Here is a 19,684-nt window from a genome sequence, read left to right on the forward strand (position 1 = left end):
TTATTAAATAAGGAGAGATAAAATGGCAAAGGAAATTAAATTTTCAGAAGATGCTAGAAAAGGCTTAATAAAAGGAATTAACACTCTTGCTGATACAGTAAAGGTAACTCTTGGACCTAAGGGAAGAAATGTTATCTTAGATAGGGAATATGGAACACCTCTTATTACTAACGACGGTGTTACAATTGCAAGAGAAATTGAATGTGAAGATAAATTTGAAAATATGGGAGCACAACTTTTAAAGGAAGTTGCTACTAAGACTAATGACGTTGCAGGGGACGGTACTACTACAGCTACACTTCTTGCACAAGCTATCATTAGAGAAGGTATGAGAAACCTTGCAGCAGGTGCAAACCCAATGGTTCTTCAAAAGGGAATCGCTAAGGCAGTTGATAAGGCTGTTGAAGAAATCAAGAACTTCTCAACTGAAGTTTCATCTAAGGAAGCTATTGAACAAGTTGCTTCTATTTCAGCTGCTAACGAACAAGTTGGAAAACTTATTTCTGAAGCAATGGAAAAAGTTGGAAACGACGGAGTTATCACTGTTGAAGAATCAAAATCAATGGGAACAAGCCTTGACGTTGTTGAAGGTATGCAATTTGACAGAGGTTACCTATCTCCTTACATGGTAACAGATTCTGACAAGATGGTTGCAGAATTAGAAGACCCATATATTTTAATTACAGACAAGAAGATTTCAAATATCCAAGAAATTCTTCCTCTACTAGAACAAGTTCTTCAAGAATCAAAACCACTTCTTATTATTGCAGATGATATTGACGGTGAAGCACTTGCAACTCTAGTTGTTAACTCACTTAGAGGAACACTTAATGTAGTTGGAGTAAAGGCTCCAGGCTATGGCGACAGAAGAAAAGACATGCTTCAAGACATTGCAATCCTAACAGGTGGACAAGTTATTTCATCTGACCTAGGTCAAGACCTAAAAGATGCAACAGTAGAAATGCTTGGATCAGCTTCAAAAGTAAGAGTTGAAAAAGAACTTACAGTAATTGTAAATGGATCTGGGGAAAAATCTGAATTAGAAAACAGAATTAACCACATTAAAAACCAAATCGAAGAAACAGATTCAGAATTTGATAAAGAAAAACTACAAGAAAGACTTGCAAAACTTTCTGGCGGAGTTGCAGTTATCCAAGTTGGGGCAGCAACAGAAGTTGAACTTAAGGAAAGAAAACTAAGAATCGAAGATGCCCTAGCAGCAACAAGAGCAGCAGTAGAAGAAGGAATCGTTGCAGGCGGTGGAACTGTATTAATCGACTCAATAGAAGCAGTTGCAAAAGTAGTTGATGAATTAGAAGGCGACGAAAAAACAGGCGCTAACATTATCCTAAGAGCTCTAGAAGAACCACTAAAACAAATAGCAGAAAACGCAGGACTAGAAGGCTCAGTAATCGTAGAACACGTAAAGACAAAAGATAGAGGAATAGGCTTTGACGCTTACAAGTCAGAATATGTGGATATGAAAGAAGCTGGAATAGTAGACCCTACAAAAGTAACAAGATCAGCCCTACAAAACGCATCAAGTGTAGCATCAATGATCTTGACAACAGAAGCAGCAGTAGGAAACATAAAAGAAGACGAACCAGCAATGCCTCCAATGAATCCAGGCATGGGTATGATGTAATGATAAGAAAAACCGAGACGAGTCTCGGTTTTTCTGGTTTTCACAGCGAATGCAAGCGTGAGCGACGCATGAGCTGATGAAAAATCTTATCCAGCGAACGAAAAAAATGTGACCGAATAGGGAACATTTTTGAGTGAGTCGGATATCTTGAAACAAATTAAATAAAAAAACAAAACGTAGTCTTAAAACCATAAGGCTACTTTTTTACGGTCTTCAAGCTGAAGGCGACTGAAAGGAGCCTGAAGCTATGAAGAACCTTATCCAGCGAGCGTAGAAAATGCGAATGAATAATGTGCATTTTCAAGCGAGTCGGATTAAGTAAGCAAAGAAAAAGCATAATTAAAGGCAGTCACAAAGTTGACTGTCTTTTTAATTTAAGGTAAAGCTGATGAAGAACCTTATCCAGCTAAAAATTAAGGAACACAGATTTTCGACAAGCAAAACTCAATCTATGTTTAAATCCCACCAATAAGAGTAAGAATATTATGAGGTGTTTTATGAATATTAATTTTATTAAAGCTTTTAACGACAATTATATTTGGACTATTGAGAAGGATGGCAAGCTTATTGTTGTTGATCCTGGCGATGCAGGTCCTGTTATAGATCATTTGAAGAATAAAAAACTTGACTATATAATTCTAACCCACAATCACATGGATCATGTTGGTGGTGTTGACGAGCTTAAGATAAAATACGGAGCCAAGGTTTATGGACCTACTGAAACCAGTGAATATAACGATGTGACTTTAAAGGATGGAGACGAATTTGAAATTTTCGGAGAAGACTTCAAGGTTATTTCCACAGGTGGCCACACTGAGGATCACATTTCTTATTTAGTTGATGGTAACTTATTCTGCGGCGATGCCCTCTTCCTAGCAGGTTGTGGCAGGGTCTTCACTAAGGACTATAAAAAAGCTTACGAAGGACTTAAGAAGTTAAAAAACCTAGCTGACGACACCGTGGTTTATCCTGCTCATGAGTATTCTCTTGCCAATTTAAAATTTGCCAAGTCTATAATTTCTAATGAGGACCTGGATAGGGAATATGAAAGGGTAAGGAAACTAAGAGATGAAGATAAAATTACACTTCCATCTACAATAGGAAAAGAGAAAAAAATAAATCCTTTCTTCTTGGCAAAGGACTTAGATGAGTTTATAGAATTTAGAAATAAAAAGGATAATTTTTAAGAAAAAATATGCAAAAGAAAAGTGCTGGCTATTACAAAAGCCAACACTTTTTTTATTTTCAATATTTTATTAACCAATGCCACCTAGTCTTGCGCCTGCTATTAGGGCAACAATGGCTGCTGTTACATATACATACTTTGCAAGTGGGTAGTACCAAGATCCAATACCCTTTGGAGAACCTTCATTTACTGCGGCAAGGACATAATCTTTTCCTGCAATCCAAAGGAACATTATGCCTGCAAGGGCTGCGCCAAGTGGACAAATGTAAATGGAAACTACGTCCATCCAACCACTTACTATTCCCTGAATCATTATAGCTGCTGTGCAACCTATGATGTGGATTATAACTGTGGCAAGGGGTCTTGAGAAATGAAATCTCTCTTGGAAGTAGGCAACTGGAGCTTCATAAAGATTTATTATGGAGCTAAGTCCTGCGAAAAGAACACAGATGTAGAAGATCATTCCCACAATTCTTCCAATGGGCATGCCGTTAAAGACATTTACAAGATATATAAACATAAGACCAGGGCCACCTGCGTCAAGTTCAGCTGATGCTGCTGCCATGGCTGGAATAATTACTATTGCCGCCATCATTGCTGCTATGGTATCAAAGACTGCAACATTTCTTGCTGATGATGGAATGCATTCATCCTTAGGTAGGTAAGACCCATAGATAACTGTTCCATTGCCTGCTACTGATAAGGAGAAGAAGGCTTGTCCAAAGGCATAAATCCACACTTCACGACTCTTTAGTCCTTCAGGATTCACAGAAAAAATATACTTGTAACCTTCGTGGGATCCAGGAAGATTAAAGATATAAATTGCAAGTCCAACGAAGAGAATGAAAAGTGTAGGCATCATAATCTTGTTTGCCTTTTCAATTCCATCAGAAATTCCCATTACCATAATGGCAAAACTTGCAATAATTGCAATTACTATCCACATATTTGCCCCAAAGGCTGATGCAGTTTGGCCAAAAGTTCCACCAATTGCATCCATGTCTTGGCCTAGCTCATAAAGATTGCCAGAGATTCCAAGATATGTATATTTAAAAATCCAACCCATGACACAAGTGTAACCTATGGCAAGGGCAAGGGAACCAAGGACTGGTATAAGTCCAATGATTTCTCCAATTTTCCTATTTTGCCACCTGAGTTCTGTGCAGTCGCCAAAGGCATCAACTGGACCTGCTTGGGCAGATCTTCCCAGGGCCATCTCTGAAATAACTCCAGTGGAACCAATGAGGGCTACGAAAATAAGGTAGGGTATGAGGAAGGTCATGCCTCCATAGGCTGAGACCATTGTTGGGAAGCGCCAAATATTTCCCATGCCAACGGCAGAGCCAATACAGGCGAGGATAAAGCCCCACTTACTTTTAAAACCATCACGAGTTTTTAATTTGTCATCCATAATTCTTCTCCTAACTTTAGTCCTCTTGGGACTTAATTAAAAATAAATCTCTTGGCTTAATTTCGATACTCCAAGAAAAATATGCTTATGAAATAGTTTACATTAGGGGCCTGTCAATGTCAATAAGAAGGCATTTAAGAGTGGTTAAGCAAAAAACACACAAAAAAACCTCTGAAGAAATCAGAGGCTTAATAATTAATTTTATTTTTCAACTGAAGCTGAGTAATTCTTTTCGATAGAATCATCAAGCATCTTTGTAAATTCTTCATCAGTTTGATTTACATTAAGACCTTCAGTAAGGGCTCTTGAGTAAGAAGCAATTACGCCCTTGTTTTTTCTAAGTTTTTCGTTGGCGTCATCTCTTGAGTAGCCACCAGAAAGAGCAACAACCCTAACAGTTTGGTCAAAGTCGTAAAGGTCTTCGTAAAGATTTTCTTTTTCTGGAAGAGTTAACTTAAACATTACATAAGTTTCCTTGTCTAATTTTTTAAGTTCTTCCACAAGATATTTTTTAAGAACCTCTTCTATTTCAGCCTTGTCCTTAGCGTGGATGTCAACTTCTGGCTCGATAATAGGAACAAAACCTGCTGCAGAAATTTTCTTTGCGTAATCAAATTGTTGTTCAACAACTTTTTTAATAGACTCTTCATTAAGTTCCTTTACAACAGAACGCATCTTAGTTCCAAAAATATTTCTTTCCTTAGCATTTTCAAGAAGTTCGTCAATGTGTTTGAAAGGCTTCATAAGTTGAGCGCCGTCTTTTTCTACATCAAGGCCTTCGTCAACTTTAAGGATTGGAACTATGCCCTTTTCTTCCCAAAGGTAGTCACCAGTGAACTTGCCATCGATTTTAGAATTCATAGTGACCTTAAATAGGATTGCAGCTAAAATTCTATCAGATGTAAAGGCTTCGTCTTTTATAATTCTCTTTCTCATTTCGTGGACCTTATCAAACATTTCTTCTTCGTTTGAATAAGCATCTTCAGTAACACCATAATTTAATAGGGCCTTTGGTGTTGATCCACCAGATTGATCAAGAGCAGCAATAAAGCCCTTGCCATTTTTCATTCTTTCAAATTGTTCTTTGTTCATTTTTACCTCCAAAAGTGTAGACTTCTAATTACTTCTAATTATATAATAAGTAGACATAGTTGACAAATGACAAAATTTTGAGGTGAATATGAAGTATTACGCAGTTAGAATAGGAAGAAATCCTGGCATCTATCACACTTGGGATGAGTGCAAGAGAGAAACTATGGGCTTTAAGGGAGCAAGTTTCAAAAAGTTTTCCACTCGTGAGGATGCAGAAGCTTTTATAAATGAAGTAGAAGAAGAGAAGAAAGAATTCGCAGAAAAAGATGAACTTGTAGTTTATGTTGACGGGTCTTACAGGAATAAGGACAAGTCCCACTCCTATGGAGTCTACATGTTTAACGATGAAGAAGAATATACTTATTCAAAGAGATTTTTCAAGGACTCAGAGATGAGGAATGTATCGGGAGAAATCAAGGGAGCCATGCGTGCCATGGAAGAGGCAGTTAAGCTTGGCAAGAAAAAAATCTATTTACACTACGACTACGAGGGGATAAGGTCTTGGGCTCTTGGCTTTTGGAAGACCAATAAAGAAGGAACAATTTACTACAAAAACTTTTATGATTCCATAAAGGACAAGCTGGAGGTAAAATTTATAAAAGTAGAGGCCCACTCTGGGGTCAAGTACAATGAACTTGTAGATCAACTTGCAAAGGAGGCAAAATGAGAAAATCTTGGGATGAATATTTTATGGAAATAACAGAAATGGTGGCAACAAGGTCCACTTGTGACAGGGCCTTTGTGGGTTGCGTCCTTGTGAACTCTGACAACAGGATAGTCTCAACAGGCTACAACGGATCAGTAACAGGCAACCCCCACTGCGACGAAGTCGGCCACACAATGCGTGATGGCCACTGCATAGCAACAATCCATGCAGAGATGAATGCCCTCTTGTATTGTGCAAAAGAAGGAATATCAGTAAGGGGAGCCAAGGCTTATGTAACACACTTCCCTTGCCTCAATTGCACCAAGGCTCTTATCCAAGCAGGCATAGGAGAAATAATATACCACGAAGCCTATAGGGTAGACGATTACGCCATGGAACTTATAAATAAGAATAAGGTTAAGTTAAAACAAATTTGAAAGTGTTGGATGACGAAAGATCTAGGATTTACTCCTAGGTCTTTTTCTATTTTTTATAAATTTATTTTAATAAAGTGTTGACAAAGTAAATATTAGATAATATAATCGTGATTGAAATTAATTAATCGTGATTAAAAATATGAAAGGAGTTGATAAAGTTATGAATGTTATCGAAAAAAAGAAAAAAGTCATGACATGCTTCATTGAGGCTACAGAAGACCTAATGAAGGAAGACGATATAGATAAAATTTCCATAAGAAAAATAGCTAAGAGGGCAGGCTACAATTCAGCAACGCTTTACTACTACTTTGAAGATTTAGAACACTTAATTTTATTTGCATCAATTAGGTACTTGAGAGAATATACATCTGCCTTAGCAAGAAATATAAAAAAAGGTATGACAACTATAGAAAAGTATAGGACAGTTTATGAAACTTTTAACCACTATGCCTTTAGGTCGCCAGTTATATTTCACAATATGTTTTTTGGAAAATACAGTCCTATGTTATTAGAAGTTATAAAAGAATACTATGATATATTTCCTGACGATCTTGAGGGTCACGATGAGCTTCTAAGGGGTCTCTTGACTCAGGGAAATATGTATTCTAGAGATAAGCAAATAGTAGACCAACTAGTTAGTGAAGGGACAATAGAGGATAAAAAATCTGATATAACCCTAAAGATAATCATAAGCGTGCACGAGTCCTATGTTTACGAGGCCATGATCCAAGGAGATAAATTGGACCTAGACTCACACGAAAAGTCTTTTTTAGAAATTTTTGACTATCTATTAGATAATGCAAAATAGCACTAGTAAAAAATATTTACATAAAAAAGATTTATAAAATAAGTCTGAGTTATGGGAAAAGGTTATATTAAAACTTTTTATATAAAAGTAAGTCTAAAGGAAGTTGAGAAAATTCATTATATTTAAATATATAACAGTATATGATATGAATTTTAACATCAGAATTGATTCCTAATCCTAGATGACTATTTTTATTTATTGTAAAAAGACAAGTCTAGGATTTTGTGATTATAAGGGGGGATTAAGTTAAATATAAGAAAATGAGTTTTGTTGTAGAGAAAGAGGACAATTATCCTATTATCAATATTTTGAGTATAAAAATATATAAAGAATTAATTAAAAGGAATAATTATATTAGTTATTGTTTGATATTGTCCTGAAAGTCGATTTAGTGAAAGTAGTATATTGCAATCACTATTATTATAATTGTGTTTCTAAGGGTGTTATATTTTATTTAGGAGGTATTAAAATGAGTAAATTAAAAGAAAAATTAAAAAAATTCAAATCACCCGATGCTCTACTATTAATATGCATTTTAATGGTAGTTGTATCAATTTTAACTTATTTAGTTCCAGCTGGAGAATACACAAGGATATTAGATCCTGAAACTGGTAGAGAAATGGTTGATCCAAGTTCATTCCATTATATTGAAAATACACCAGTTGGTCTTTGGAAAGTGCTATCTTCTGTCCATCAAGGACTTGTTGATTCTTCTGAAATAACTTCATTCCTATTAATTATAGGTGGAGCTTTTGGAGTACTTAATTTAACAGGCGCTTTGGAAGCATTGCTTTCAAAAACAGCAACTAAGTTAAAGGGAAAAGAAAAACTCGTAGTGGTATTTTTCGTAACTTTGTGGGCTTTGGGAGGAGCTTTTCTAGGGAACTTTGAAGAGTGTCTAGCTTTTTTACCAATGCAAATAACTTTGTGCTTGGCCTTAGGATTTGACTCTATAACAGGTGTTGTAATAGGTATATGTGGTGTTGCTGTTGGTTATATAGGTGGAGTTATGAACCCTTTCACTTTAGGGATTTCTCAACAAATAGCAGAACTACCACCATATTCTGGAATTGGTTTCAGATTAGTAATATGGGTTGTTGCACTTATTGTGACAATTGCTTATATATATAGATATGCAGATAAAATTCATAAAAATCCTCAGCTATCATTATCATATGAAGAAGATAAGACAAGCAAATATAGGGAAGAAATTTCTACAGATGTTGAATTTTCCACAAGACATAAATTGGTATTGTTATCTTTTGTATTAGCTGTTATAGGAATTATTTATGGAGTAATTGTATATCATTTTTACTTAGGAGAAATGGCAGCAGTTTTTATTCTATTAACTATAGTTATAACAATTATTTCAGGTAAACCAATAAACGAAGGAGTGAATGCTTTTGTAAATGGTGCTGCTGATTTACTATATCCTTGTTTATGTGTTGGTTTAGCAAGAGGTTTGACAATAGTAATGATGGATGGTCATATACTTGATGTTATTGTACATGCTTTAACAGGATTTTTAGCAAATGTTCCTTCTATAGTATCTGCTCCATTATCATTTATCGTAATATCAATAATAAACTTATTTGTACCTTCAGGTTCAGGAAAAGCCGTACTAGTTATGCCTATTTTGGTACCAATGGCAGATGTTCTTGGTATAACAAGACAAACTGTTGCACTAGCTTTCCACATGGGTGATGGAATAACTAACTTGCTTTCACCAGCAGAAGCTACAATAATGGTTGCTCTTGGAATGATGAACATATCTTATGGAAAGTGGATTAAATGGTTCTGGAAACTAGTTTTATTATGGTACCTAATAGGAATTGTAGCATGTATTGTTGCTGTAAACATTGGCCTTGGACCATTCTAGGAGGTAATAATGAAAAAATATAACTCAATCAATGAACTTAAGGAAATTCAAATTTTTAACAATTTTTTAAAGCTTACAGAAATTCCTAGACCATCATTTAAAGAAGAAAAAGTGTCAAATTATTTAAAAAATTGGGCAGAAAAACTTAATCTTGATGTTAAACAAGACGATAATTTTAATCTACTAATTTTAAAAGATGGTCAAAATGGTGGAGAAAATAAAGAAGAATTAATCTTGCAAGCTCACTTAGATATGGTTTGTCAAAAGCAAGATGGCTTTGATTTTGACTTTGATAATGATCCTATCCCTGTTCAAATTGACGGAGATGAACTTAATACAGGTGGAAAGACAACTCTTGGTGCTGATAATGGAATTGGTGTGGCAGTAATAATGTCGATTTTAGAAGATAAGGAAACGTCACACCCTCCAATAACAGCAATATTTACCACTGTAGAGGAAGATGATTTTAGCGGTGTAAATAATCTATCAAAGGATTGGATAATAGGAAATAGAGCTATCAACATTGATAATAGTAAAGATGATGAAATTATAGCAGGAAGTAATGGTGGAGCTGGAGTAACTTTCTCTTTAAAAATCAACAGACAACAAAGACGATTCAAAAATACTTTAAAAATAAAAGTTAGCGGATTTTTAGGAGGACATTCTGGAGAAGATATAGAAAAAGGTAGAGGTAACGCTATTATAACTTTATCTCGACTATTAGAAAAACTTGAGGATAATATAGAAATTTTGGACATCAATGGTGGTACTTTTAGACTTGCTATTCCAAGAGAAGCTTACGCAATTATTAGTACAGATTTGGATAAAGATCAAATAGACAAGATTCTTGATAACTTTGAAAGAGAGCTTCATTATGAATATAATTCTTTTTCAGATACTATTTGTGTTAATTCTGAAGAGTCAAACTCTGAACAAGAAGCAATAAATTCTGAAGATTTTAATAAGATAATAAATATTATAAAATTATATCCTAATGGAATTTTTGAAGTAGATCCTAAAAATCATGTAGTTATTTCATCTAATAATTTAGGCGAAGTTAAAATTGAAGATGATTGTGTTAAATTTATTAATGAGATAAGGGCTATGGAAAAATCTCAAGTAGAATACACTTACAATAAAATTTCTACGATTTCGGATATATATGGTGGTGATGTAAAGATCTATGCAGAATACCCAGGTTGGAGATTTAACCCTGATAGCAAATTAAGAGATATCTATAAGGAAATTTTTGAAAAAGAACTCAATAAAAAATTAGAAATAAAAGTCTCACCTGCCGGTTTAGAAGCAGGATATCTAATAAACAAGAAGCCTAGTCTTGATATTATTAGTGTTGGGCCAGATCACACAGGTCTTCACAGTCCTTCTGAATCAGCAAATATTCCATCTGTGATAAATTTTTATGAATCTTTTAAAGTGTTTCTAAAAGAAATAGCTTAAGTAAGAAGACATTTTGATAAATATAAGTTTGTTAAAGAAATAATGAAATTGACAGGGACGAGGCTGCTAACAGGCTCGTCTCCTTATTATATTTTTATTAGTAATTAATAAAATGATTTTGGCACAATATATTTAATAACTAAGAGACTAGAATCAATTAATTAGGAAAGTCTGATAAAAATCCATTTATTTTTATTTTGACGAATACAACACCTAATTACTGAAATCTTAGGAGGTGGAGTCTCTTAAATAGAGAAGAATTATGAGCTATGAAAAGAAAGGTTATATTTCAATTTTTATTGCAGTAGTTCTTTGGAGCTTGTCGGGTTTTATTGTAAAGACTGTTGATGCAAGTGCAATTTGGATAACTCTAATAAGAAGTGCTGGAGGATTTATTTTTTTATCAGGATTTATTAAATCCAAGCCTATTAAACCAAAAAAATATTTAGTCTTGGCGGCAGTTTCAATGTCACTATTCTTGTTGACACTGACAATTACAACACAGATTTCAACTTCGGCTATGGCTATTTCTCTACAATATACAGCACCAATGTATCTAATTGCCTATAACTTTATTAAATATAAAAATATAAAAAAGAAGAATATACTTGTCTTCACTTTCATATTTATTGGAGTTATAGTAAATATTTTGAGGATCTTTAGGGATAGGAATTACCTAGCTATACTAACAGGACTTGCCATAGGATTGTCCTTTGTATGCTATTCGCAGTTTTTACAAAAGGTTGAAGAAGGAAACCCCCTTGGCATAGTTTCAATTATAAATTTAATTTGCTGTGGTCTTTATGCCTTGGCTCTTCTTTTTAACTTTGGGAATCCACCCACAAAGATTTCTGACATTATTTTAATTGTCTTGGCGGGAATTTCAATTTCAGGACTTTCTTATGCTCTTTACTCTTGGGGGCTAAGAAGGGTCAAGTTAGAGAAGGCAGTTATAATTGCACTTGCAGAACCAATTCTAAATCCAATTTGGGTCTTGCTCTTTAATGGAGAAGTCCCTCCAAGAAATGTAATAATAGGCATGGCATTTATACTTGGAGGTGCCTTGGTGGATGTCTTCTTAAGTAAGGAAGAAGGAAAAGAAATTGAAGCTTAACTTAAAGATAAAAAATCAATATATTATAGAAGAAATTGTCTCAAGTCATGTAATTGGCTTGGGATTTTTTATTTATAGTTTTTTTATCTTCAATATGGGTAATAGATATCAGTAAGAAATTATTTTTACTATATTATTTTAATTAAAGGAGGAAAAATGAAGAATTTTGTTGATGAATTTAAAGAGTTTATAGCGCAAGGTAATGTTATGGACATGGCTGTGGGTGTTATCATAGGTGGTGCCTTTGGTAAAATCGTTTCAAGCCTTGTAGAAAATATTTTAATGCCTTTAATTGGCATCTTACTTGGAGGAGTTAGCTTCGAAGATCTTGCTGTTACAGTGGGAACTGCTGAGGTTAAGTACGGAATATTTTTACAATCAGTGTTTGACTTCTTGATTATTGCCTTTGTTATTTTCTTAATGATTAAACAAATTGCAAAGGTTACTGACAAATTCAAGAAGGAAGAAGAAGCTCCAGCTCCAACTGAAAAGGAATGTCCTTTCTGTAAGTCTAAAATTGATATTAATGCAACAAGATGTCCACACTGTACATCTGAATTAGGAAGTGTAAAATGAAAAAATGGGCATTAGTCCTCGAAGGTGGAGGAGCTAAGGGTGCCTACCAAGTAGGCGCCTACTTCGCCCTCATGGAAATGGGATTCGACTTTTCAAAAATTGTTGGAACTAGCATAGGTGCCTTTAATGGAGCTATGTTTGCCCAAGGGGATGCCTATGAATGTTTTAAGGCTTGGAAGTCTTTAGACTTTTCGGCTTTTGAAAATGAATTACAAGAAATAGAGAGAGACGAAAATCTTTTTACAAAAATAGTGGAAAAGCTTCGTAAACATGATATCAGGATTCCAGAGCTAACCAGGTCACCTTATCCTCTCTTTAAGTTGGTGGATCAATTTATAGATGAAGATAAACTAAGGGAATCTGATGTGGACTTTGGAATTTGCACAGTAAATGTGTCTGACCTCAAGGTTGATAGACTATTTAAGGAAGATATTGAAAAGGGACTTTTAAAGGACTATATTATTGCTTCTTGTTACCTTCCTGTTTTCAAGCTACAACGTCTTCACGGCAAGTATTTTATTGACGGAGGTTTTGCATCACCAGCTCCCATGGAGATGATTGATGACGACACTGACATTGTCTTAGTTAGACTTTCTAAGACTCCTCTTAAAAATATTGAGAGGGCAAATTATATTATTAAGCCAAGTCATGATTTAGGGTCTTCTCTTGGCTTTGACAAGAACAGGGCCGATGACTTGATAAAACTTGGCTATTTTGATGCCTTTCGTGCTGTTAAGGGCCTAAGGGGTGAAGAATATTATATTATGCCCCTTGATGAAGAAGAGAGCTTAAAGTATATTTACAGGCTCTTAAAGGATAAAATCAATGAAAGCGAAAATAAGCTTGCCAGGACAATTTTTGAGGATTATGCTCCAAAGCTTGCTGAAGACTTGGAGATGTCAGAGAACTTTAGGTATGATGAGCTCCTATATAAGCTTCTGGAAAAAGAGGGTAATAGGAAGAAAATTGACAGATTTAGAGTTTATACAGTAGAAGAATTTATGAGGGAGATAGAAAATGTCAACTGACCAAGACTTAAATTTAAGAAAAATTAAAGCCAAGGTCCAAGGAAGAAAGCCTCTGCCTGTTGATGTGAAAAATAGGTTTTCCGTTATGATTCCCCTTATAAAAAGAGACGGGGAAATTCACCTTCTCTTTGAGAAGAGGGCCTTCACTCTTAGAAATCAACCTGGTGAAATTTCTTTTCCAGGGGGAAGGATTGAAAAGGGAGAGAGTCCAAGAGAGGCAGCTGTTAGAGAGACTGCAGAAGAGCTTTTGATTTCAGGAAGGGAAATTGAAATTTATTCTGAGGGAGACTTTGTGGTCAATCCCTATGCAGCAATTATTTACACCTTTGTTGGAGAAATCAAAAAGGATTTTGATAAAATTTCTCCATCTGAAGATGAGGTGGAAAAAGTTTTTACAGTTCCTCTTTCTTATTTTTTAAAGACTAAACCAAAATCCTATAAGATCAATTTAAGGGTTGAAAGGAACAAGGAGTTTCCTTATCACTTGATACCCAATGGAGTCAACTACAAGTTTAAGAGGGGGAGAGAAGAAGTCCTCTTCTATGAATATGAAGATGAAATTATCTGGGGATTTACTGCCAAGATGGCAAGAAGGTTTGTAGAAAACCTAATGTCTTAATTTAAAATTTATAAAAAAAGCTTAGAAAATTATAAGTGGATAATAATTTTTTAAGCTTTTTTATTTTCTATTTTATATTGAAAACATTTTAGGAAAATAAATTTTATACATTTTAAGATTAAAATTAATTTTTAATTCAATTTAAAATAATAAGTTTTCTATAGAAAGAAAATATTTTTTACTTGGTTAATAAATTAGAAATTATAAAAGACTTACGAGACAAATTTTAGGTGTAAATAATAAATTTTTATTCAAAAATTGACAAAAAAGCATAGAAATGTCAAGGTTTTTTGTAATAAAAATGTAATATAAGGAGAAGAATGGCTATATTACTTGCTTTCAGCCTATAGATATTTTTGATTTAAAATACATCTATTTTGTTCAAATTATAGAATGGCTCAACCAAGCCAATTTATAGGAGATTTACAAAAAAGTTACAGAAAAATTGACAAATCTTAAATTTTTTAATATACTCTTTAAAGGTTAGAAGAGGTTACAAAGTAGTAACAAAATTTACAAACTTGTAACTGAATTTATGGAGGTAATATTTTTGAGTAAAAAGAACATTTTTAGAAATGCGAAATTTATACTTATAGCCTTGGCCCTTGTGTCAATCCTAACAATGGGTTTTAGCACGGCTCTAGGCAAAGACGTTGAACTAAATATCAACGGACAAACAAAGACAGTATTTACATACGAAAAGACAGTAGGCAGCTTCTTGGAAAAAGAAGGCATTGTTCTTAAGAACAAGGACCTTGTAAGCCCAAGCCTTGATGAAGAGATTACTAAGGATTCAAAGATTGTGATTACTTCACCAAAGTCTTACCACATAAAAGATGGTAACAAGACTTTAATTGCCGAAGCTAATGGCTACACAGTTGCTGATGTACTTGAAAATCTTGGCATTAAACTAAGTAAACTTGATAGGGTTTCTCTTCCACTTGACGAAATTGCTAAAGAAGGAATGGAAATCAAGATCGACAGAGTTGTTGAAGAAAACATAGAAAACAAGCTAGAAATTCCTTTTGAAACAGAAACTCGTGAAAACAATGAAATGTTTGAAGGTGAAAAAAATGTAATCACTAAGGGACAAGTTGGAGAAAAGCTAGAAAACCTAAAGAACACTTATGTAAATGGAAATTTAGAATCAACTGAAGTTATAAAAAGTGAAATTACAAAGGAGCCTGTAAAGGAAGTTGTTGAAGTTGGAACTAAAAAAGGAACTGCAGCTCCTAATGGCAAGTCAGCTAAGAGAGTAATTGTTATGCAAGCTACTGCTTACGACCCTACAGCAGGTTCAAAAACTGCTATGGGAACAAGAGCAAGAGTTGGGGCAGTTGCAGTTGACCCTAAGGTTATACCACTAGGCTCAAAGCTTTACATCGAAAGTATGGACGGCTTTGCAACTTACGGATATGCTACAGCAGAAGATACTGGTGGAGCAATTAAGGGAAATAGAATTGACTTATTCTACAGCACAAGTGCCCAAGCTAGAAATTTTGGCAGAAGAAATGTAAAAGTTTATGTACTTGATTAAGAGAGTCCTGGTAACAGGACTTTTTTTATTGGAATTTTTGATTTATAGAAAATTTTAAATTTTAAAAAATTTACCTTTGAAAAATCTACAAGAAAATTAAAATTTATAACTTGTAGAGAGAAAGTCAAAATAATTTTTAAATTTAATATTATTCATTTAAAAGAACCAATATTTAACTTATAATATAAACGAGGATGATTTTATGAAATTAAATGAACATGAACTCGTCGATAGATATATTTATTATTTGCAAAGATACATTCCCTATGACAAGCAAGAAGCTGCCAAAGAGGATTTTTTAGATATACTGAGAGATAGACTTCCGGAAATTTACACGGAAGAAGATATAAAAAAAGAATTAAATAGGATGGGAAACCCCTACGAGTTTGCAGGAGCCTATAGCGAACCAGGCAATTTTCTCATAAGTGGGAAGAACTATGAAATTTTTAAGGCATTTTTAAAGATTTTATCAATATCTGCCCTTATTGGACTTATAGTCTTTACCTTTAACTACTTTAGACGCTTTCAAGGGACAGGTTTGTTTGACGTCTTAAAGAGTCTTGTCGTTAGCATTTTTATCTTGAGTCTTTTGCCATCTTGGATCTGCGAAAAGATTAAGACTACAAAGATTTTAAATGCCCTAATGGAAGAATGGGACATTGATAAGCTTTACGAATCTCAAAAGCTAAAGCTTGAAGTTTATGAAATTGGACTTCTCATGGTTAAGTTTTCTATGTTTTTTATGCTACAGATTTACATTTTGACTGCCAGCATTAATATTTCCATAGTTACTTATTCCTTTATCATGCTTTTATTTTTTATTAATGTGCTTTCTGTCAACTTGAAATTTTCAGAAAACACAATTTTTTCCATGACTATGTATGTGGAATATTTTGTGGACATCTTTAGCATTATTAGTTTGATTTTTGTTACAAGCTATTTTATGCCAAGGATCTTTGCCATAAAGATAATAATCCTATGCAATATTATTAATTTAATTTTAAATTCTTACACTATTTCTAAGTCAAAAAATATATTGTTATCGCGAAAAAAGAGAAAGAAAAACAGAAGAAGAAACAAAAAAGACAGAGATTGAACTCAAGGCCAATCCCTGTCTTTTCTTTTGTTTAAATATTATGCTACATTTTCTTTTAGGTATTTAATAATATCTAGTGATTCATAAAGAGGCTTATCACCAATGAATAGGCAAGGCACTTGTTTTTTGCCGCCCTTTTCAATTAGGTATTCACGTGCTTCTTTGTCTTCGTCTATATTTTTAATTTCTACAGAATCAATGCCCTTGTCTTCCATAAAAGATTCTACCTTTTTACAAAATGGGCAAGTTGTTCCTACATATAAAGTTAATTTTTCCATATTATCCCTCCAATCTTTTATTACCCAATTAAGGGGAAAGAAAACAAGGGCAGTATTTAAAAGATTAGAGATTTTTGGTATAATAACATAGATTCGAGGTGATATTGTGGGATTTTTTGACAGTCTTGATGGCAATTTAAATGACCTAGCTGGAAATTTAAATTATCTAAAGAAAAAACTTGTGAACGAATCACAAGAAATTAAAAAGACAGCAAGGTTGAGATACGAACTTTTAAATGAAGAGAGAAAACTTAGCGAAGCCTTTGAAAAGCTTGGCAGACACCAATACAAGTCCCTTAGGGGAGAGGGGTCTGATCTCGATGTTAGTGAGACCTTGCAGGAGATCGATAGGCTAGAGTCAAGAATTTCTTCACTAAAGATGGGCCTTGACCTAAGTGAAAAGACTTCTGGAATTGAATTTACAGAAGATGTGACTAGCCCAGGATATGAGGCTTCTTCTTCAATTTTTGTTAGGGATGAAAAAGATACTTCCCATGAAGAAGACCAGGGCTCAATAATTTTTATAGAAGAAGATGAAGATGAAAATAGATAAAGAATTTGTTGAAATAGACGGGATAAAAACTGCATATATAAAGAGGGAGGGCGGCGAGAAAGTCCTTGTCATTCTCCACGGTTGGGGTGCATATATTGAGTCAATTATGCCAATTTTTAATGCCATCCCCGAAGACTACACAGTTTATGCCTATGATGCACCAGGCTTTGGGGACAGTGAAAACCCAAAAGAAGTCATGGGGACCTATGATTATTATGAATTTCTCTTAAAGTTCTTAGACCACTTTAAAATCAATAGGGCAACCTTTGTTGGTCACTCCTTTGGGGGCAAGACCCTTACGATTTTAGGATCAAAAAATAAGGAAATGGTAGAAAAGCTTATAATAATCGACGCATCAGGAGTCCTTCCCAAGAGAAAGCTTTCTTATTATACCAAGGTCTATTCCTTTAAGGCAGCAAAAAAGTTCTATATGCTAACTCATGGCAATAATGAAGAGGCTATGGCAAAGTTTTATAAAAAACACGGGTCAGATGACTATCAGGCAGCAGATGGAATTATGAGAAAATGCTTTGTAAAGGTTGTTAATGAGTCCACAAGGGAAGAATTCAAAAACATTGAGGCAGAAACCCTCCTCATTTGGGGAGACAAGGACGAGGCAACTCCCCTTTACATGGGTAAGATATTTGAAGAAGAGATAAAAAACTCTGGCCTAGTTGTCTTAGAGGGTGCTGGACACTATTCCTACCTTGACAAGTTCGGTCAGTTTAATGCAGTTATCAATTCGTTTTTAGATTAGGAGATTTTAATGGAATATTTTTTACAGAGACTGCCAATTTTTTTAATAGATTTTGTAATTATATGTGTGGCACTTTATTATTCCCTAATTAGGAGTAATTTTCCCATTCACATGCTCCAGTTAGAGGGCTACGACAATGATGAATACAAGACATTTTTGAAGAATAACAAGGAAAAGATGAACAAACTAGTTTATAAGCTAGACAAAAATCAAAAGACTCCTATAGTTTGGACTGATAGGGCAAAGAGACTTTTAAAGAAGCACAAGCTTGTAAACTATATTGCCTTTGTCCTTGTAGTTGTTTTTTCGCTGGGTTTTTTTGATGGATCAGGATCCTATGTTCTTTCAATTTTAGTGACAATAATCTTGTCATTTTTAATTTACTATTACCAATACAGGCTACTTATTTTGACAAACAAGTGGGCAAAACCTACTGAAGATAAGATAAACATGGGCTTTTACAAGTCAGCTCAGGCAAAAATCAAAAAATTCAAGGAAGAAGATGGCCTAAAGGTCCTTGGAATTACAGGGTCTTTTGGAAAGACTTCAGTTAAATTTATTTCAGATACAATTTTATCTGAAGGCCTAAGGGTAAAAAACACACCATCATCCTTTAACACACCTATGGGACTTTCAAAGATCATCAACAATGAACTTGAAAGTGACAGGGAAGTTTTTATTGCAGAACTTGGTGCCAAGGTCCCTGGAGAAATCCACGAGGTTGCAGAACTTGTCCAACCAGATATTGGGATAATAACTGCTATTGGGCCAACTCACATGCACCTCTTTAAGACAATTGAAAATATACAAAAGACAAAGTACGAGTTAATTGAAGACCTACCAGAAGATGGGATTGCAATTTTCAACTACGACAACGACTATGTCAAACCCCTTGCAGACAAGACTAAGAAAAAGACTTATAGGTATGGAACTAAGGACTTTGACAAGCTAGATGTATATGCAGATGACATAAAAGTAAATGAAAGAGGATCAGAATTTGTCCTCCACATCAAGGGGGCAGGAGAAATTAAGTGCTCCACAAGACTTCTTGGAGTTCACAACATCTCCAACCTTCTTGCATCAGCGACTGCTGCCCACGTCTTGGGACTTAGTCTAGAAGAAATCCAAAGAGGAATCTCCAAGGTTGAGCCAGTGGAACACAGACTTTCACTTATTCCGTCATCAAATGACACCATAGTTATTGACGATGCCTTTAACTCAAACCCAGTGGGCTTTAGGGCTGCTCTCGATGTTTTGAGAGAATTTAAGGACCACAGGAAGATAATAATAACACCAGGCATGGTTGAGCTTGGAGATATGGAAGAAGAAGAAAATAGAAAAATAGGTCAAGTTATGGCAGATGTCCTTGATTTTGCAATTTTAGTTGGCAAAAAGAGAACTCTTCCAATCTATGAAGGCCTTAAGGATAAAAACTTTGATGAAGAAAAAATTTATAGGGTTTCTTCACTAGACGAGGCAACTCAGGTTCTCGCAAAGATTTCAATGGCGGGAGATGTCGTTCTCTTTGAAAATGACCTTCCTGATAATTACAATGAGGAGTGAA

The 19,684-nt window shown here is 34.6% G+C and carries 19 protein-coding genes; 16 read left to right on the forward strand and 3 right to left on the reverse strand.

Going from position 1 to position 19,684, the window contains the following annotated elements:
- Window positions 1-22 precede the first annotated feature (22 nt).
- A complete protein-coding gene (gene groL / locus I6I93_RS06150; RefSeq protein WP_112889839.1) occupies window positions 23-1,645 on the forward strand; it encodes a chaperonin GroEL in 1,623 nt (540 codons plus the stop codon).
- Between the two features lie 497 nt (window positions 1,646-2,142).
- On the forward strand, window positions 2,143-2,832 hold the full coding sequence (gloB, locus tag I6I93_RS06155) for a hydroxyacylglutathione hydrolase (RefSeq protein WP_112889840.1): 690 nt from the start codon (window positions 2,143-2,145) through the stop codon (window positions 2,830-2,832).
- Window positions 2,833-2,901: 69 nt separating this feature from the next.
- Here gloB and I6I93_RS06160 read toward each other — a convergent pair whose 3' ends face one another.
- Together I6I93_RS06160 and I6I93_RS06165 are read right to left on the reverse strand one after the other, a co-directional pair.
- A complete protein-coding gene (locus tag I6I93_RS06160; protein ID WP_112889841.1) occupies window positions 2,902-4,242 on the reverse strand; it encodes a sodium-dependent transporter in 1,341 nt (446 codons plus the stop codon).
- 201 nt (window positions 4,243-4,443) lie between these two features.
- Window positions 4,444-5,334, reverse strand: a complete 891-nt coding sequence (locus tag I6I93_RS06165; protein WP_112889842.1) for a fructose bisphosphate aldolase — start codon at window positions 5,332-5,334, stop codon at window positions 4,444-4,446.
- Between the two features lie 88 nt (window positions 5,335-5,422).
- Between I6I93_RS06165 and I6I93_RS06170 the strand changes: the two genes are divergently transcribed.
- The 11 genes from I6I93_RS06170 (at window position 5,423) to I6I93_RS06220 (ending at window position 16,532) form a co-directional block, all read left to right on the forward strand.
- The gene (locus I6I93_RS06170) at window positions 5,423-6,001 is read left to right on the forward strand and encodes a ribonuclease H1 domain-containing protein (RefSeq protein WP_112889843.1); all 579 of its coding nucleotides are present in this window, start codon (window positions 5,423-5,425) and stop codon (window positions 5,999-6,001) included.
- Window positions 5,998-6,417, forward strand: a complete 420-nt coding sequence (locus I6I93_RS06175; protein ID WP_112889844.1) for a deoxycytidylate deaminase — start codon at window positions 5,998-6,000, stop codon at window positions 6,415-6,417. Before I6I93_RS06170 ends, I6I93_RS06175 begins: the two co-directional genes overlap by 4 nt.
- Before the next feature lie 139 nt (window positions 6,418-6,556).
- Complete coding sequence (locus I6I93_RS06180; RefSeq protein ID WP_236587166.1) at window positions 6,557-7,225, forward strand: TetR/AcrR family transcriptional regulator; 669 nt, start codon at window positions 6,557-6,559, stop codon at window positions 7,223-7,225.
- A gap of 469 nt (window positions 7,226-7,694) precedes the next feature.
- On the forward strand, window positions 7,695-9,104 hold the full coding sequence (locus I6I93_RS06185; protein ID WP_070700330.1) for a YfcC family protein: 1,410 nt from the start codon (window positions 7,695-7,697) through the stop codon (window positions 9,102-9,104).
- Window positions 9,105-9,113: 9 nt separating this feature from the next.
- Window positions 9,114-10,562, forward strand: coding sequence for a beta-Ala-His dipeptidase (gene pepD / locus I6I93_RS06190; RefSeq protein ID WP_112889845.1), 1,449 nt, complete (start codon window positions 9,114-9,116; stop codon window positions 10,560-10,562).
- 262 nt (window positions 10,563-10,824) lie between these two features.
- Window positions 10,825-11,676: a DMT family transporter gene (locus I6I93_RS06195; RefSeq protein WP_112889846.1), complete on the forward strand. Its 852-nt coding sequence runs from the start codon at window positions 10,825-10,827 to the stop codon at window positions 11,674-11,676.
- A 156-nt stretch (window positions 11,677-11,832) separates the two neighbouring features.
- Window positions 11,833-12,252, forward strand: a complete 420-nt coding sequence (gene mscL / locus I6I93_RS06200; RefSeq protein ID WP_112889847.1) for a large conductance mechanosensitive channel protein MscL — start codon at window positions 11,833-11,835, stop codon at window positions 12,250-12,252.
- The gene (locus I6I93_RS06205) at window positions 12,249-13,280 is read left to right on the forward strand and encodes a patatin-like phospholipase family protein (RefSeq protein WP_112889848.1); all 1,032 of its coding nucleotides are present in this window, start codon (window positions 12,249-12,251) and stop codon (window positions 13,278-13,280) included. Before mscL ends, I6I93_RS06205 begins: the two co-directional genes overlap by 4 nt.
- Window positions 13,270-13,899, forward strand: a complete 630-nt coding sequence (locus I6I93_RS06210) for an NUDIX hydrolase (protein WP_112889849.1) — start codon at window positions 13,270-13,272, stop codon at window positions 13,897-13,899. The genes I6I93_RS06205 and I6I93_RS06210 overlap by 11 nt, the downstream gene beginning before the upstream one ends.
- 550 nt (window positions 13,900-14,449) lie before the next feature.
- Window positions 14,450-15,436 carry a 3D domain-containing protein gene (locus I6I93_RS06215; protein WP_083315495.1) on the forward strand — a complete coding sequence of 329 codons (987 nt, stop codon included), beginning with the start codon at window positions 14,450-14,452 and terminating at the stop codon, window positions 15,434-15,436.
- A 202-nt stretch (window positions 15,437-15,638) separates the two neighbouring features.
- Window positions 15,639-16,532, forward strand: coding sequence for a hypothetical protein (locus I6I93_RS06220; protein ID WP_112889850.1), 894 nt, complete (start codon window positions 15,639-15,641; stop codon window positions 16,530-16,532).
- A gap of 38 nt (window positions 16,533-16,570) precedes the next feature.
- Here the strand turns inward: I6I93_RS06220 and I6I93_RS06225 are convergent, their stop codons facing one another.
- Window positions 16,571-16,810 carry a glutaredoxin family protein gene (locus I6I93_RS06225; protein WP_070700353.1) on the reverse strand — a complete coding sequence of 80 codons (240 nt, stop codon included), beginning with the start codon at window positions 16,808-16,810 and terminating at the stop codon, window positions 16,571-16,573.
- 106 nt (window positions 16,811-16,916) lie between these two features.
- On the opposite strand from I6I93_RS06225, the gene I6I93_RS06230 reads away from it, so the two are divergent.
- Genes I6I93_RS06230 through I6I93_RS06240 form a run of 3 tightly spaced genes read left to right on the forward strand, consistent with a single transcriptional unit; the run spans window position 16,917 to window position 19,683 of the window.
- Complete coding sequence (locus I6I93_RS06230; protein WP_070700356.1) at window positions 16,917-17,363, forward strand: hypothetical protein; 447 nt, start codon at window positions 16,917-16,919, stop codon at window positions 17,361-17,363.
- A complete protein-coding gene (locus I6I93_RS06235) occupies window positions 17,350-18,120 on the forward strand; it encodes an alpha/beta fold hydrolase (protein WP_112889851.1) in 771 nt (256 codons plus the stop codon). Before I6I93_RS06230 ends, I6I93_RS06235 begins: the two co-directional genes overlap by 14 nt.
- Window positions 18,121-18,129: 9 nt before the next feature.
- Entirely contained in the window at window positions 18,130-19,683 is a 1,554-nt protein-coding gene (locus I6I93_RS06240) for a UDP-N-acetylmuramoyl-tripeptide--D-alanyl-D-alanine ligase (RefSeq protein WP_112889852.1), read from the forward strand.
- Window position 19,684 lies beyond the last annotated feature (1 nt).

The organism is Peptoniphilus harei (genome assembly GCF_016726485.1).
In the GTDB taxonomy this organism is placed as follows: domain Bacteria; phylum Bacillota; class Clostridia; order Tissierellales; family Peptoniphilaceae; genus Peptoniphilus_A; species Peptoniphilus_A harei.

Bases quoted from the DNA above. Each gene is read 5' to 3' on its own strand.
- I6I93_RS06240 (WP_112889852.1), top strand. From the start codon at position 18,130: ATGGAATATTTTTTACAGAGACTGCCAATTTTTTTAATAGATTTTGTA.
- I6I93_RS06170 (WP_112889843.1), top strand. From the start codon at position 5,423: ATGAAGTATTACGCAGTTAGAATAGGAAGAAATCCTGGCATCTATCAC.
- mscL (WP_112889847.1), top strand. From the start codon at position 11,833: ATGAAGAATTTTGTTGATGAATTTAAAGAGTTTATAGCGCAAGGTAAT.
- I6I93_RS06165 (WP_112889842.1), bottom strand. From the start codon at position 5,334: ATGAACAAAGAACAATTTGAAAGAATGAAAAATGGCAAGGGCTTTATT.
- I6I93_RS06160 (WP_112889841.1), bottom strand. From the start codon at position 4,242: ATGGATGACAAATTAAAAACTCGTGATGGTTTTAAAAGTAAGTGGGGC.
- I6I93_RS06175 (WP_112889844.1), top strand. From the start codon at position 5,998: ATGAGAAAATCTTGGGATGAATATTTTATGGAAATAACAGAAATGGTG.
- I6I93_RS06185 (WP_070700330.1), top strand. From the start codon at position 7,695: ATGAGTAAATTAAAAGAAAAATTAAAAAAATTCAAATCACCCGATGCT.
- I6I93_RS06195 (WP_112889846.1), top strand. From the start codon at position 10,825: ATGAGCTATGAAAAGAAAGGTTATATTTCAATTTTTATTGCAGTAGTT.
- I6I93_RS06235 (WP_112889851.1), top strand. From the start codon at position 17,350: ATGAAAATAGATAAAGAATTTGTTGAAATAGACGGGATAAAAACTGCA.
- I6I93_RS06205 (WP_112889848.1), top strand. From the start codon at position 12,249: ATGAAAAAATGGGCATTAGTCCTCGAAGGTGGAGGAGCTAAGGGTGCC.
- I6I93_RS06225 (WP_070700353.1), bottom strand. From the start codon at position 16,810: ATGGAAAAATTAACTTTATATGTAGGAACAACTTGCCCATTTTGTAAA.
- I6I93_RS06220 (WP_112889850.1), top strand. From the start codon at position 15,639: ATGAAATTAAATGAACATGAACTCGTCGATAGATATATTTATTATTTG.
- I6I93_RS06210 (WP_112889849.1), top strand. From the start codon at position 13,270: ATGTCAACTGACCAAGACTTAAATTTAAGAAAAATTAAAGCCAAGGTC.
- pepD (WP_112889845.1), top strand. From the start codon at position 9,114: ATGAAAAAATATAACTCAATCAATGAACTTAAGGAAATTCAAATTTTT.
- I6I93_RS06180 (WP_236587166.1), top strand. From the start codon at position 6,557: ATGAAAGGAGTTGATAAAGTTATGAATGTTATCGAAAAAAAGAAAAAA.
- groL (WP_112889839.1), top strand. From the start codon at position 23: ATGGCAAAGGAAATTAAATTTTCAGAAGATGCTAGAAAAGGCTTAATA.
- gloB (WP_112889840.1), top strand. From the start codon at position 2,143: ATGAATATTAATTTTATTAAAGCTTTTAACGACAATTATATTTGGACT.